General features: G+C 34.8%; 12 protein-coding genes. 6 read left to right on the top strand and 6 right to left on the bottom strand.

Features of this window, described 5'->3' with window-relative positions:
- Positions 1-175 precede the first annotated feature (175 nt).
- Complete coding sequence (locus tag SJY30_RS17365) at positions 176-2,236, top strand: ATP-dependent helicase (RefSeq protein ID WP_396633376.1); 2,061 nt, start codon at positions 176-178, stop codon at positions 2,234-2,236.
- Between the two features lie 9 nt (positions 2,237-2,245).
- Positions 2,246-3,643, top strand: a complete 1,398-nt coding sequence (locus SJY30_RS17360; RefSeq protein ID WP_396633375.1) for an exonuclease domain-containing protein — start codon at positions 2,246-2,248, stop codon at positions 3,641-3,643.
- A 73-nt stretch (positions 3,644-3,716) separates the two neighbouring features.
- Here the strand turns inward: SJY30_RS17360 and SJY30_RS17355 are convergent, their stop codons facing one another.
- From SJY30_RS17355 to SJY30_RS17345, 3 genes are all read right to left on the bottom strand, one after another.
- Complete coding sequence (locus SJY30_RS17355; protein ID WP_396633374.1) at positions 3,717-6,017, bottom strand: DNA topoisomerase 3; 2,301 nt, start codon at positions 6,015-6,017, stop codon at positions 3,717-3,719.
- A gap of 199 nt (positions 6,018-6,216) precedes the next feature.
- Positions 6,217-6,657 carry a DsrE family protein gene (locus tag SJY30_RS17350; protein ID WP_396633373.1) on the bottom strand — a complete coding sequence of 147 codons (441 nt, stop codon included), beginning with the start codon at positions 6,655-6,657 and terminating at the stop codon, positions 6,217-6,219.
- 78 nt (positions 6,658-6,735) lie between these two features.
- The gene (locus tag SJY30_RS17345; protein WP_396633372.1) at positions 6,736-7,236 is read right to left on the bottom strand and encodes a response regulator; all 501 of its coding nucleotides are present in this window, start codon (positions 7,234-7,236) and stop codon (positions 6,736-6,738) included.
- 140 nt (positions 7,237-7,376) lie between these two features.
- Here SJY30_RS17345 and SJY30_RS17340 point away from each other — a divergent pair, with 140 nt between their 5' ends.
- Positions 7,377-7,682: a hypothetical protein gene (locus tag SJY30_RS17340; RefSeq protein ID WP_396633371.1), complete on the top strand. Its 306-nt coding sequence runs from the start codon at positions 7,377-7,379 to the stop codon at positions 7,680-7,682.
- A gap of 41 nt (positions 7,683-7,723) precedes the next feature.
- Here the strand turns inward: SJY30_RS17340 and SJY30_RS17335 are convergent, their stop codons facing one another.
- Entirely contained in the window at positions 7,724-8,164 is a 441-nt protein-coding gene (locus SJY30_RS17335; RefSeq protein ID WP_396633370.1) for a BLUF domain-containing protein, read from the bottom strand.
- A gap of 233 nt (positions 8,165-8,397) precedes the next feature.
- Between SJY30_RS17335 and SJY30_RS17330 the strand changes: the two genes are divergently transcribed.
- Positions 8,398-8,778 carry a hypothetical protein gene (locus SJY30_RS17330; protein ID WP_396633369.1) on the top strand — a complete coding sequence of 127 codons (381 nt, stop codon included), beginning with the start codon at positions 8,398-8,400 and terminating at the stop codon, positions 8,776-8,778.
- A gap of 108 nt (positions 8,779-8,886) precedes the next feature.
- Positions 8,887-9,396: a peroxiredoxin-like family protein gene (locus SJY30_RS17325; RefSeq protein ID WP_396633368.1), complete on the top strand. Its 510-nt coding sequence runs from the start codon at positions 8,887-8,889 to the stop codon at positions 9,394-9,396.
- An 83-nt stretch (positions 9,397-9,479) separates the two neighbouring features.
- On the opposite strand, the gene SJY30_RS17320 is transcribed toward SJY30_RS17325, so the two are convergent.
- Positions 9,480-10,196 (bottom strand): ribonuclease activity regulator RraA, encoded by a 717-nt coding sequence (locus SJY30_RS17320; RefSeq protein ID WP_396633367.1) that lies wholly within the window; start codon positions 10,194-10,196, stop codon positions 9,480-9,482.
- A gap of 23 nt (positions 10,197-10,219) precedes the next feature.
- Positions 10,220-11,188: a sugar phosphate isomerase/epimerase family protein gene (locus SJY30_RS17315; protein ID WP_396633366.1), complete on the bottom strand. Its 969-nt coding sequence runs from the start codon at positions 11,186-11,188 to the stop codon at positions 10,220-10,222.
- Positions 11,189-11,366: 178 nt separating this feature from the next.
- Here SJY30_RS17315 and SJY30_RS17310 point away from each other — a divergent pair, with 178 nt between their 5' ends.
- On the top strand, positions 11,367-13,688 hold the full coding sequence (locus tag SJY30_RS17310; RefSeq protein WP_396633365.1) for a chondroitinase-B domain-containing protein: 2,322 nt from the start codon (positions 11,367-11,369) through the stop codon (positions 13,686-13,688).
- Positions 13,689-13,708: the final 20 nt, after the last annotated feature.

The following is a 13,708-nucleotide window of genomic DNA, read 5'->3' as shown; positions in this document are numbered from 1 at the left end:
ATTAAAAATACCAACCACAACTACTGCTATTTTTATAAGGTTAATCATTAAACAATTAGAGTTATGCTTTTAGGCAAGACCGCAGTAATTTATAAACGATTTAGAATCTCATTCAAACCTTAATCATTAGTAATGAAGCAAGTAATATTAGAACTCTATTTAATATGAAGACTACATGAGTTTAAAAGAAGAACTTAACAAACAACAGTTAAGAGCTGTTGAATTTTCGGGTAAACATCTTCTGGTACTTGCCGGTGCGGGTACTGGAAAAACGCGTACCATAATTGCGAGGGCCGCCTATTTGATCGAAGATGGTGCAAACCCGGCTAAAATACAAATACTCACATTTACCAAAAAAGCCGCCAATGAAATTGTTGAGCGTGTAAAAGCAAGCTTACCACAATCTAGCGGGCGTACGCTTAACGGCGCCACATTTCACTCATGGTGCAATCAACTCATCATTAAGTATCCTAATTTGTTCGGTGCCGCTAATTTTACGGTAATCGACCCAGATGATCAATTAGGTTTAATGAAAATGGTTTCTGGCAGCCATAGCGATGTTTATGGTAAACTTCGTATAAAACCACAGCAGTTATTAGATGTCTATTCTTATGCTAGAAACACCAAAAAGAATTTGACCGAATCTATACGTACCCTAGTTTATAAGGGGAAAGAAGATAAGGATACGGAGTATGAAATAACCGCCATGAAGCCTAATGTAGAGATATTACTTAGGGCATATCAAAAGAAAAAAATGGAGCAGCGTTATTTAGATTATGATGATCTGCTGTTAGTGGTATCTACTCAACTAAAATCTAACCCCGAGGCAAGAAAGCTATTATCTCAAGATCTCGATTATCTTCTTGTTGATGAAATGCAAGATACCAACCCCTTGCAATGGGAGCTACTTTCGCCATTTATCGATATCTGCAGTTTGTTCTGCGTTGGTGATGATGCACAATCGATCTATTCTTTTAGAGGTGCGGATTTTAGAAATGTGCATCAATTTAAAGAACGTGTACCCAACTCTGAGGTTTATAAACTTGAAAAAAATTACCGCTCTACACAAGAGATTTTAGATATTTCAAATTGGTTGTTAGACAAGTCGCCCATTGATTATAAAAAACAATTACAGTCAGTACGAGGAAGCGGAGAGGTACCTATATTATTAAATGTAAGTGATGAGTGGCAAGAAGCCAATTGGGTAGCCGATGAAATTTTAAAAAACTATACAGATGAGGACCGTAAGTTTGCCGATCACCTTGTTTTATCACGCTCTCAGTATTACACCAAAACACTACAGGCAGTATTTATAAGAAGAAAAATACCCTATGTCACTTATGGCGGACGTAAATTTCTACAGGCTGCACATATAAAAGATCTGGTTTCATTATTACGAATAGTCAACAACCCATACGATGAAATTGCGTGGGTAAGATTCCTGACTTTTTGGGAAGGAATAGGAGAAGTAAGGGCTTCTAGAATTATGGCGGTAATCTTGGCAGATGATGGTAAAACCGATATCCCTACCCTTTTGCAAGGTGCCATTCCCGGTAAAGACGGAATTAAAATTGCAGAACTTTACAATGCCGTTCAAAAAGAGAAGGGCAAAGTGGGTAAAATGGTTGACATTGCTTACGATGCCATGTCATTAGGGCTGGCTTTTAGATATCGAAAAGATTGGATAGAAAAGCGTAAAGGAGATTTCCCCGTTTTAAAACTTTTGGCCAATAGTTACTCAAGCTTAGGTGAATTTATTGGTGAAGGGCTATTAGATAATGCCGAAAAGATGAACGGTGCACCTGTTTTAAGTGAATCAAAATTAGAGACCGATGAAGAAAAAGACCATGTTGTTATATCTACCATCCACTCTGCTAAAGGACTGGAAGCCGATGTATGTATTGTTTTAAATGTATCGCCAAAAGCTTTTCCTTCCGCTTGGTCTTTAGATGATGTAGATGCCATTGAAGAAGACCGTAGGGTATTGTACGTTGCATTGACACGTGCCAAGAATAGATTGATCATTACTAGAAACACCGCTTCCATATCGGCAATTCATGGTAAATCAATTCCCACAAATTCAGGTCAGCAAGCAGATGACGCAGAAACCTATTTTTTAACGGCCATACCTGACGGATTGGTAAAACAAGAAACCGTAGGCTATGATTTTAAGCCAGTGAAAGATGCCGCAGAACCGAACAAAATGGATTTATCTTCAGGTATGGATTTTAGCTAAACACCAAAAATGCGAGAGAGAAAATTTGCGATTATTTCGATGACCACTTTTGGCTACAAACCAAATCCCTTAAGAATAGTTCAACTGACTATAAGTAAACTTATGGGTGATTATTACGAAACTATATTTCGAACGAACATTAACCCAGAAGAACGCTTACCAAATTACATTCAGCAAAAAACAGGATTGACCGATACCATGTTGTTGAAGGCACCTACCTTTTCAGAAATTGCCCATAATATATTAACAGAACTTGAAGACCATATATTGGTTGGTCATAACGCATCATTTCTACATTATGCCTTACAATCTGAATTTAAATACTTAGGATATTCATTTAAAATTCCACAACTATGTACTGTGCGGTTGGCAAAGAAGCTAATACCGAATATGACCAGTTATGAATTACCTTATTTGAGCGGTGTTCTCAATATACCATACATAGAATCAAATGATTTAGATGATGATAATGCTGCAGTTGCCATACTATTTCAAAGATTGATTTTACTTGATGATGACGAAATGGTCATCTCTAAATTCTTAGAACCTAAAGTTGAGAAAGAACATATAGCTCCTAAAAACATAGCCTATCAAAAACTAAACTCATTACCGAACTCCCCGGGCATTTACAAGTTCCAGGACCAAAGAGGTGAAGTAATTTATGTAGGTAAGGCCAAGGATATTAAAAAAAGGATATTGAGCCATTTCTATAACTCGAGCGAGAAAGAAATAACTCTTTGTGATGCTACTTACCATATAGATTTTGAAACTACCGGTAGCGAACTCATTGCTTTATTACGAGAAGCAGACCTGATCGATAAATTAGACCCACCGTTTAATTACATTCAAAAGAAAAGTTATATCACCTACCACATTGTACCGCAAAAAAACAGAAAGGGCATTTTGCAATTAAAAATAGAAAGAAGGCCTTTTCAACACTCCCCTACCGAAATATTCTTAAAAAGAGGTGATGCCGTTAAACGCTTACTAGAACTGACTAAAAAGTTTAGATTATGTCCGTTACAAACAGGCTTGAAAAGTAAGTTAGGTAGATGTACCCACGGGGAATATAATGAATGTGATGGTGTCTGTGCTGGAGAAGAAGCCATAGGATTATATAATGAGAAAGTTGAAAATGCCTTGGACTTCCTCAATAATGAAAAGGACAATTATGTAATTTTTGAAAAAGGACGTACAAAAGACGAACGTAGTTTTGTGTTAATCCTTCACGGTGTTTATCAAGGATTCGGATTTCTTGATAATTCTCAATCCGTATCAAGTCTAGAAGATTTAAAGGATATGCTTGACCCTAAAAAACATTCGTACCATACCGCTAAAATTATTTCAAGTTATACTCAGCGAAATCCATGGAAAATTAGAACACTAGAAAAAATAGGGCTTTTTTGAAATCATAACCCGAAAATCACCGGACGGAGTTTTGTTATCGATAAAAAACTATTTGGAAAACTGACGGATATTCTTATGCTCCCCTAAATATTTGAAAAACCAAATCCTTGGTCAATTGCTGACCATTTGCTTTTTCTCGAATAGTTTCAAAGCTAAACCTAAAATCACAACCTGCTTTGTAATCACTACAGCCATACGCAGTTTTTCCTTTTACTATAGTGCCTTTATTACATTTAGGACACCTATTTTCTTCGCTAGCGGATTTTGCTTGAATCTTTGCTTTCTTCGGCTCTAATTTCAACTTAAAATTTTCATCGAACCTAACCAAGCCTTCTACTGAAGTTCCATCAACTTTAAAGCCTTTTAAATTTACCGTCGATCCTTTTTGGAACAGCCTAATATATTGTTTTTCCGATATGGTTTTACCCTCAAACTTAAAGGGTATTACGAAATCGCACGTCTTCTTAAACTCAGAACAACCATAGGCCGTTTTTCCTTTTCGTATACTTCCCTTTTTGCATTTAGGGCAAACCTCCAAAGTCAATGTGGTCGATTTTTTAACCGCTTTCTTTTTAGAAGTCGCAGCTGCCGGTTTGTTATTTACAGAAGATATATTTGCCTTTCTAGTTTCACTGCGTACCTCGTAAACCAGCTGATCTACCATTTGCTTCATTTGTTTAATGAAACTACCGGCATTGAAAGTACCTTTTTCAATATCTTTTAGCTGCTTTTCCCATTTACCTGTAAGCTCGGCAGATTTCAGCATCTCATTTTGTATGGTATCAATTAACTGAATACCGGTAACAGTAGGTATAACTTGTTTTTTATTCCTTTTTATATATTTTCTACGGAACAGGGTTTCTATGATATTGGCACGCGTAGAAGGTCTACCTATACCATTTTCTTTCATTAACTCACGTAGCTCTTCATCTTCAACTTTTTTCCCTGCTGTTTCCATGGCTCGTAAGAGGGATGCTTCTGTATATTGCTTTGGTGGTTTTGTCTGCTTTTCAAGAAAAGAAGGTTCGTGAGGTCCTTTTTCCCCCTTTTTAAATGTGGGTAATATTCCTGATTCTTTAGCTGTACTATTTGGTGTTTCAAAAACTACACGCCATCCTTTTTCTACTATTTCTTTACCGGTGGTTTTAAACTGTACTTTTTCCGCTTTACCGATTACGGTAGTATTGGAAACTTTACAATCTGGATAGAATACGGCAATAAAACGACGGACGATGATATCATAAACCTGCTGCTGATTGTATTGCAAGTTCATTTGTTGACCTGTTGGTATAATAGCATGATGATCCGTAACCTTACTATCATCAAAAACCTTTTTGGTTTTCTTTAATTTTTTACCATTAAGAGGTTTCGTTAGCGTATCGTAATTCGAAAGATTTTTAAGTATTCCCGGAACTTTTGGATATACATCATTAGGTAAAAATGTGGTATCTACCCTTGGGTACGTAACTACTTTTTGCTCATATAACTTCTGTACGATCTTTAAAGTTTCATCTGCGCTAAAACCAAATTTAGTATTACAATATACTTGCAATCCCGTTAAATCAAAAAGCTTGGGCGCATATTCATTACCGGCTTTCTTAGTAGTAGAAACAATTTCAAAATCGTGCTCTTTTACAATATTTGCCAATTTTTCGCCATCCTCTACTTTTAGAAAACGACCTTCTTCGTAGCTAAATAAAGTATCTCGATATAAAGTTTGTAGCTCCCAGTAAGGCTGTGGCTTAAAATTTTCTATTTCTTTAAACCTATGTACCAACATTGCCAAAGTGGGGGTTTGTACTCGCCCTACAGATAATACTTGCTTGTAACCACCATGTTTTAAGGTATACAAACGCGTGGCATTCATACCTAAGAGCCAATCTCCTATAGCTCTCGAAAAACCCGCATAATATAAATTATCATAATCTGTAGAAGGTTTTAAATTCTTAAAACCTTCTTTAATGGCCTCGGTAGTAAGCGAAGAAATCCAAAGCCGCTCTACCTTACCTTTATAATTTGCCTCGTTCAATACCCAACGTTGTATCAATTCTCCTTCCTGACCAGCATCCCCACAATTGATTACAACTTCTGCCTTGTCAAATAATTGCTTGATAATCTTAAACTGTTTTTTGATACCCGAATCTCCAGAAACTTTTGTTCCAAAATGATCAGGTAGCATTGGTAGATTATTCAAATCCCAACTTTTCCAATGTGGCTTGTAATCGTTTGGCTCCTTTAATGTACAGAGATGTCCAAAAGTATAGGTAACTGCATAACCATTGCCTTCGTAGTACCCGTCATGTTTGGCACTTGCACCAAGAACAGATGCAATTTCACGTGCCACAGATGGTTTTTCGGCAATACAGACTTTCATTTTAGGTGTTAAGATTTAGCTTTGAGTTTTCGACCAGCAAATATAGAAATTGTTTAATGAAAGAACCATTATAAAAAAAGCCGCTTAAACTCCGTTTAGCGGCTAATAATATCTTATTACTATTATATCTTATATGGAGAGCATTAGATGAGCGAAACTAGCTTATCAGAATAAATAAAATAGTTGCCGTCATACTTTTTTAATACGTCAACGTATTATAACCATTGGCTTGTAGTTGCAACATGCGAACCGATGCGGTCGGGGTAACATCAAGACCATCAAAAAGTGTTTCTTTTGCCACACCTAATTTTTTCATAGCAACACTACAAACACTTACTTTTACTTTTCCCTTATACTTTTGAAAGAACTTTTCTAACTCTGAATCTCTGACCAATTGTGTAACCACCTTTCCTTTGACTACGATTTCACATTCCTCAATTTCAACACCATTTTCAATCAAAAGGTCATACATATTTAATACTCCCTTAAAATGCCTTTCTGTAGTAAGTATAAAACCATATTTAGGGGTTTTCTGTAAATCCGCTACAGTTTCTTGGCCTAGTTTTTTCTGAGCATTAACTTGAGCTCCACTAATAATCATTAATGTTACTACTATAAGAGTTCTAAGAATATTTTTCATGGGTTATATTTTGATATGTAAATTAATGAAAAGTATGCTTAAATAATATTTTTGATAAGAGAAGAACAGCGATTTTAATTAAGTTAACACGATAAACTCTTCTTTGGGCAAGACTTCGCTATTATTGATAGGTACTGATTTTAATGATTTTAGCAACAACTCCTTTAATTCTTTAAAAGAGGATGATTTTTTTAAAAACTGATTGGCACCATCTTGTTTAAGTTGGTTTACTTCTCTATCTCTATATATTGATGAATACGCTATGATATAAATATTATTGAATTTTTTGAAATTTCTTATATCCATAAGACATTCAAATCCATCCATAATCGGCATATATAAATCTAAAAAAATAACATGGGGTAAATTGACATCAGAAAACAATTTATCCATTAAATCAACGCCATTATCAAATTGAGATACTTCCGTTTTTAAAGGGATGTTCTTTAAAGCTTCCATAAAAAAATCGCGATCATCAAAATCATCATCTGCAATGTATATTTTCAATTCTGTCATGTTGGTCAATCTTAGCGTATACACTTCAAAGCTAATACCATATGTTACATAATTTTCTTCCAATAAAATTGAATTATGACCCAAAACCATTTTACTGATAATTTTTAGCTTGATAATTTAAATATTTGTAGTAAAATACCTACATTTATAATTAAAATGACAATCTATTGATATTCAATTACTTTTTACTTACACCATAACTTATGGCATTTAAAAACTGCAAAGAACTTTCATTAGAACTACAGCGATATCAGCTTGATTATTATACCAAAGGGAAAGCCTTAAAGGTTTATCATATACTTACAGAAACCCTACACAAAATTGAATTTAAAACCGATAAATGTGCTACGGAATTTTATAAGCGATATGAAGATTTGAAAAGAATTGAAGATTTAAAAGATATAAATGAATATTCTAAAAGGTTTGCCCATAATTTACTAAGGCTAATTTTAATTGTACATAATTCTAAATTCTCTTCTGACAAGAGTTTAGATTACTTAAAACAATAGTGTTTATATAATCTTATAGGTAACACTGCGCAAAACACCTCTTAATTGAAATTATTATGGCCTATCTTGTTTAATACGGTTTTTGCAGCGATCCAGAATTTTTTTGAGGTAGGGTTAGGAACTACAGACATATTAGGTATCTCCTCTTCTGGACTCACCATTAATTTTATGTACTTAAAAGCCTCATTAGGTAATTGATTGGACAAATAAGCCATACTCCAAGTATCAAATTCCCTAGAATAAATATTGCCATGAGATAAAAGAATAACTTCATAATGACGCGTATCTACCCTTATCTTATCAAATAAAGCCAAGACTATTTCAGCATCACCTTCTAAGTATTGCACAAAAAAACCTTCATGATAAATAAGACATCCTGTAATATCGTTTTTGCCATTAAAATCTCTTGATTCTATTAGAATTTCATCAATCTGAGCAGGTGTTAGGCTATTGGCAATTGACTTATAAACAAGATTATACATATAGAAGTACTATTGAATTGCTTAAAACAATCATTAAGGTAGTAACTTTAAATCAATTACATGTGCTAAACAGTATTATTTTTCTTACAAAAAAAATAGTAGTCATTAGATTTTTTCCAGTATTATAATAAATAACGACCCTTATGTTCTAAGAGTCAATTTTAAATGTGATAGCGACTATTGAAATTTATTTAAAGCCATAATTTTCTTGGGAATTTTAAAATATGAAAATCATGAAAAATAGAATCATAGTTACGTTAGCCTTAATAGCCATTTTGACCTCATGCTCAAGCACTAAAAAAAACTTAGTGAATACTTCAGAAAAGTCAACTGTAGAAAATGAATTAACTAACACCACGGAAAATGACGGTATTCAAAATACTTCAAAAATTTTAGATGATACATACGCTACTATGTTCACCAAATTAGAAATGAGCAAAGAACAAATTAGCACTTTTACTTCTGAAATGAATCGTTTTAAAAGCAAACAGGCCAACACTGCCAGTGGAGAAATGTCAGGTAGTATTGAAAGTGAGCAAACACGACAGATGGAAAGTATTTTGTCTAGTGCTCAGTATGCAAAATACGAACAATGGTTAGCTGAAAATAAATAGAAACCAATTCTAATCATGTATTGCACTAATACTAAAAGGTATACAACAAACCAATAAAACATGGCTCACATACCTTTATGAAAATATTAATTATAAAATACTATTACAATGATAAAACCCACATCAGAAGTACCTGATTTAAAAATATCTTTAATTAACGATACTCAATGGAGCTTATATGACCAAGCTAGTATATCTTTTACCATGGTCGTATTCTATAGAGGACTACACTGCCCTGTTTGTAAAAACTACCTAGAAGACCTTGCCACAAGATTAAAAGATTTTAGTGATAGAGGCGTTCACCTAATCGCTATTAGCAGCGATAGTGAAGAACGTGCAAAAAAAGCAGGCAAAGAATGGAATATACCCGAACTACCTGTTGGTTATAATTTACCAATTGAGACCGCTAGAGAATGGGGCTTGTATGTATCTAAAAAAACATCGGACAAAGAACCGGATGAATTTTCAGAACCTGGATTATTTTTAATTCGCCCTGACAATACATTATATGCAAGTGCAATTCAAACAATGCCATTTGCTAGACCACATTGGGACGATATTTTGAACGCAATCGACTATGTTACGAAAAATGATTACCCTGCCAGAGGTGGTGAATAATATTGTTTCGATACATTTTAAAAATAAAAAAGGTGGACAATTCCATATAGAATTGTCCACCTTTCTTTATAATATCAAAATTATTAGTTTCTTTCTGACTTCCACTTTTCAAACTTCGCCTTTATACTTTCATCTACCATAGGGTATAGACCTATTACTGCCCTACCTCCTTGAACCTGCTCTATTACAAACTCCTCATACATTGTCATTTGTATACATTCATCTGCAACCTCATCTGCAAGATGCGCTGGTATAACCATTACACCGTCATCATCCCCAAGTATAATATCACCAGGAAAAACAGCTACATCTCCACAACCTATTGGGTCGTTGATAGCAATCGCTTGGTGTAACGTTAAATTAGTTGGCGCCGTTGGTCTATTATGATAGGATGAAAAATTTAAGTCTGCAATTTCTGCAGAATCTCTAAATCCTCCATCAGTAACAATTCCTTCTGCATTTCTCACCATAAGTCTTGTCACCAAAATTGATCCAGCAGATGCCGCTCTGGCATTTTGCCTGCTATCTATAACCATAACAGCTCCTTCTGGGCACTCTTCTACCGCTACTCTCTGTAAATGCTTTGGATCTCTAAATACAGTGATAGGATTCAGATCTTCACGAGCTGGTATGTAACGTAAGGTGTAAGCCTCACCCACCATAGTAGGTCTTCCTAATTTTAATGGCTTTACATGTTGTATGAACTGGTTTTTCAATCCTTTTTTAAATAAACAGGTTGCAACGGTCGCCGTACTCACCTTTCTTAATTTATCTTTTGTTGCTTTAGCTATTTTGGTCATTCTTTTTAATCTGAAAATTTATATTATTCGGCTTTTTTCCATGCTTCTTGTAAAAAGGTCAAATCCTTTTTCATCTTGGCAAACACTTCTTTTTTATCCATTGTAATTTTCGTTGCACCATGCTCCGCTCCACCAAGATCATATTCTAAATGTAATGAAATGGGCACATTGATCTTATATTTTTTAAGTAAAGAGAAATATCTATTAAAATCTACCATACCTTCCCCCAAAGGAGTATTAATAGGCTGCCACAAACCATCTTTCTTTCCCCATTTAAAATCTTTAATTACAATAGATTTTATATACGATTGAATACGGCGCAAATCTAACTCCCAACTTTTTGCTCCTTCTACAACGGCATGTCTTATATCATATTGACAACCTAAAAATTCGCCATTTGTTTTTGAAAAAATTGTAGGCAAATCCCAAATTGGAGCACCCACATGATTACCTGCATGATTTTGATAGCAACCAATAATCCCTAACTCTTTATTTAAAATTTCTAGATTTTTAGCTTCAGTGGCATATTGTAATAGACTTTCATCTATTGACTTATCTTCAGGATAACTTAACCAACCGGTACGATAGTATTCAATACCTAATGTACTAGCCGTTTTCAATACTTCTTGCTGGCGATCATCTGTAATATCCCAAACGTTAGTGGTCATCATTTTTGGTGATAACCCAACTTTCTGCATAGCTTCTACTGCTGCCGGTAAATTTTCACTTACCTTTTCTGGCAGAATGTGTCCTTTTGGGCGCACTGTTAGATCCAATCCATTAAATCCTATTTCTGCGGCGGCTGCAGACATCTCATTATAATTAAGAAATTGTAAATGCTTAGAAAAAAGATGTACCTCAATAGCATCAGTTGTAGCAATTTTTGGCTTTAAAAAACTACCTTCTAATCGCACTAAAGGCAAGCACGCCAATGCCATAGCCGATTTCTTGGTAAAATTTCTTCTAGAAACACCTTTTTTATCTTCTCTCATTTTTAACATCCCTTTTATATTTTATCAATAGGTTTTGTGTTAATTAGTTGCCATTCTTACAAATATATGTATTTTTGGTCAACCAAACTGGTTAACCAGTTTATCTTGATTTCATAGTAAGTCATACATCTAAACCTACATTTGGTTTCAAACCAGATTAACAACATATACAATTACAATGAAAAAGTGTTTCTTATTATTAGCATTTGTTTTTCTACTGCTTTCCTGTGGTGAACAATCAAGCAGCAGTAGCGCAATTACAGTAAAGGATATCAATGAATTGAACACAGCAATTGCCGAGGCAAAACCTGGTGATGATATTGTTATGGCCAATGGAGATTGGAAAGACGTAAATATCAAATTTGTAGCATACGGTAATGAGAAAAACCCTATTACATTAAGAGCAGAAACCCCTGGTGAAGTTTTAATTACCGGTACTTCTGATCTAAAACTTGCAGGTGAGTATTTGAACGTTAATGGTCTGTATTTCACTAACGGATCGTCTCCTTCTTCTGCGGTTATCGATTTTGGTATTAGTGAAGACTCGGTTGCTAACCATTGTAAAATCACCAACAGTGCTATTATAGATTTTAATAAGGCACAACGAAATCAAACCGATTTATGGGTGTTATTCAAAGGGCGACACAATGAGCTAGACCATTGCTACATTGCCGGAAAATCTAATAGAGGACCTACGGTTAGAATTGATTTGGCAGGTAATAACAGCATAAAGAATTACCACAAAATCACCAATAACTATTTTGGTCCTAGACCTCCAAAGGGCGGACCTAGTGCAGAAACCATACAACTGGGAAATAGCTTTACCTCTATGGCACCTAGTCATACCTTGGTCGCCAATAACTTTTTTGACCATTGTAACGGTGAAGTAGAAGTTATCTCTAGTAAAACCAATTTCAATGAATTTAGAAATAATGTCTTTTATAAGAGTGAAGGCTCTTTGGTTACAAGACATGGTAACTATTGTATTATTGACGGGAATGTTTTTATAGGGGATGAAAATTCTGAACAAATTGGCGGTGTTCGCTTAATTGGTACCGGACACTGGGTTACTAATAATTACTTCTACAATTTAAACGGACAAACATTTAGGAGCCCGCTTGCCGTAATGAACGGTATTCCAAAATCACCATTGAACAGATATTTACAAGTTACCGATGTTGTTGTTGCCAATAATTCTTGGGTAAATTGCGTGTCGCCTTGGCAATTTGGAGTAGGATCGAACACAGATCAAAAAGATATTTTACCTAAGTCAGAGATTAGATCCGCAACACCTATACGAACAACTGTGGCAAATAATCTTATTTATAATGACAAAGGAGATAAGCAGCCAATTGTTACCCATGACTCTATAGATGGCATTAGATTTAAAAGTAATGTCATTAATAATCAAGGAGTGATGTTTAAGGCGGTTGACGGACTTACCCAGAAAGATTTTGGTACTTCTATAGCTGATGGTAATATTATAATGCCCGATAGTTCGTTAGCTGAGTTTGAACTTTATAACGGATTTGAATTTGACCAAATCACGGCAGATTTATTCGGTAATTCTAGAGCTGAAAATAATATGGTTGGCGCTGTTATAGGTAAGCCTGTGAACAAAAAGGATATGATGGATGTATCTCTTTATGGAACTGACTGGTATGCTAACACAGCTTCTAAAAATGAATCTGGCAAAATGCATTCAGCCGGTACAACAGATGAACTTGTAAATGTACTTTCAACTGCAAATAGCGGAGATACCATAACCTTAACCGCCCAACAATACAGTTTAACTTCTGCATTAAAAATTGATAAGTCAATAACTATAATGGCTGCTACACCAGAAGCAAAAGCAATTATTGAATATGAGGGAGCAGCTAAAACTCCTGCATTTGAAATGAATCCTAAAGGGCAACTTACCCTTAAGAATATTCAACTAGTAGGAAACAAAGAACAGTACGCTTTTGCTAGTTTAAAAAACAATATGTCCAGCCTTTATAATTTAAACATCATTGATTGTGAAATATCGAATTTCGATTATGTTTTAAAAGCATACAAACTGTCGTTTTCAGAGTACCTTACCTTTACTTCTACACAAATTAAGAATTGTTCAAATGGCATTGAACTGTCTGAAGAAACCGATGACAAAGGTGAATACAATGCTGAGAACATAACCATTGACAATTGCTTTTTTGATGGGGTTGCCAAGAACGTCATTGATTACTATAGAGGTGGGTACGATGAATCTACCGTTGGCGGTAATTTAATAGTGACCAATAGCACATTTACACATTGTGGATCAAAAGCTGAAGAAGGTCTACTTCTTAATACTTACGGAATCATTAATGTAAATCTTGCCAATAATAAATTCATTGACAACCCTGTAAAACTTGTTGCACGTCTATGGGGTGCAAAGAACAACAAGGCTTCTAACAATGAAATAAAAAATTCAGGAGAGCTGGTTGTACAGGAAAACCTTCCTCTTAAACTTATGTACTAATACCACGCAAAAATATATTA

This window comes from Maribacter sp. R86514, from assembly GCF_044597005.1.
GTDB lineage: Bacteria > Bacteroidota > Bacteroidia > Flavobacteriales > Flavobacteriaceae > Maribacter.
The sequence above is the reverse complement of the archived record's forward strand: the minus strand, read 5'-3'. Positions and strand labels throughout refer to the sequence as shown.

Coding starts and splice junctions, on each gene's coding strand:
- SJY30_RS17365 (WP_396633376.1), top strand. CDS start 176: ATGAGTTTAAAAGAAGAACTTAACAAACAACAGTTAAGAGCTGTTGAA.
- SJY30_RS17360 (WP_396633375.1), top strand. CDS start 2,246: ATGCGAGAGAGAAAATTTGCGATTATTTCGATGACCACTTTTGGCTAC.
- SJY30_RS17355 (WP_396633374.1), bottom strand. CDS start 6,017: ATGAAAGTCTGTATTGCCGAAAAACCATCTGTGGCACGTGAAATTGCA.
- SJY30_RS17350 (WP_396633373.1), bottom strand. CDS start 6,657: ATGAAAAATATTCTTAGAACTCTTATAGTAGTAACATTAATGATTATT.
- SJY30_RS17340 (WP_396633371.1), top strand. CDS start 7,377: ATGGCATTTAAAAACTGCAAAGAACTTTCATTAGAACTACAGCGATAT.
- SJY30_RS17335 (WP_396633370.1), bottom strand. CDS start 8,164: ATGTATAATCTTGTTTATAAGTCAATTGCCAATAGCCTAACACCTGCT.
- SJY30_RS17330 (WP_396633369.1), top strand. CDS start 8,398: ATGAAAAATAGAATCATAGTTACGTTAGCCTTAATAGCCATTTTGACC.
- SJY30_RS17325 (WP_396633368.1), top strand. CDS start 8,887: ATGATAAAACCCACATCAGAAGTACCTGATTTAAAAATATCTTTAATT.
- SJY30_RS17320 (WP_396633367.1), bottom strand. CDS start 10,196: ATGACCAAAATAGCTAAAGCAACAAAAGATAAATTAAGAAAGGTGAGT.
- SJY30_RS17315 (WP_396633366.1), bottom strand. CDS start 11,188: ATGAGAGAAGATAAAAAAGGTGTTTCTAGAAGAAATTTTACCAAGAAA.
- SJY30_RS17310 (WP_396633365.1), top strand. CDS start 11,367: ATGAAAAAGTGTTTCTTATTATTAGCATTTGTTTTTCTACTGCTTTCC.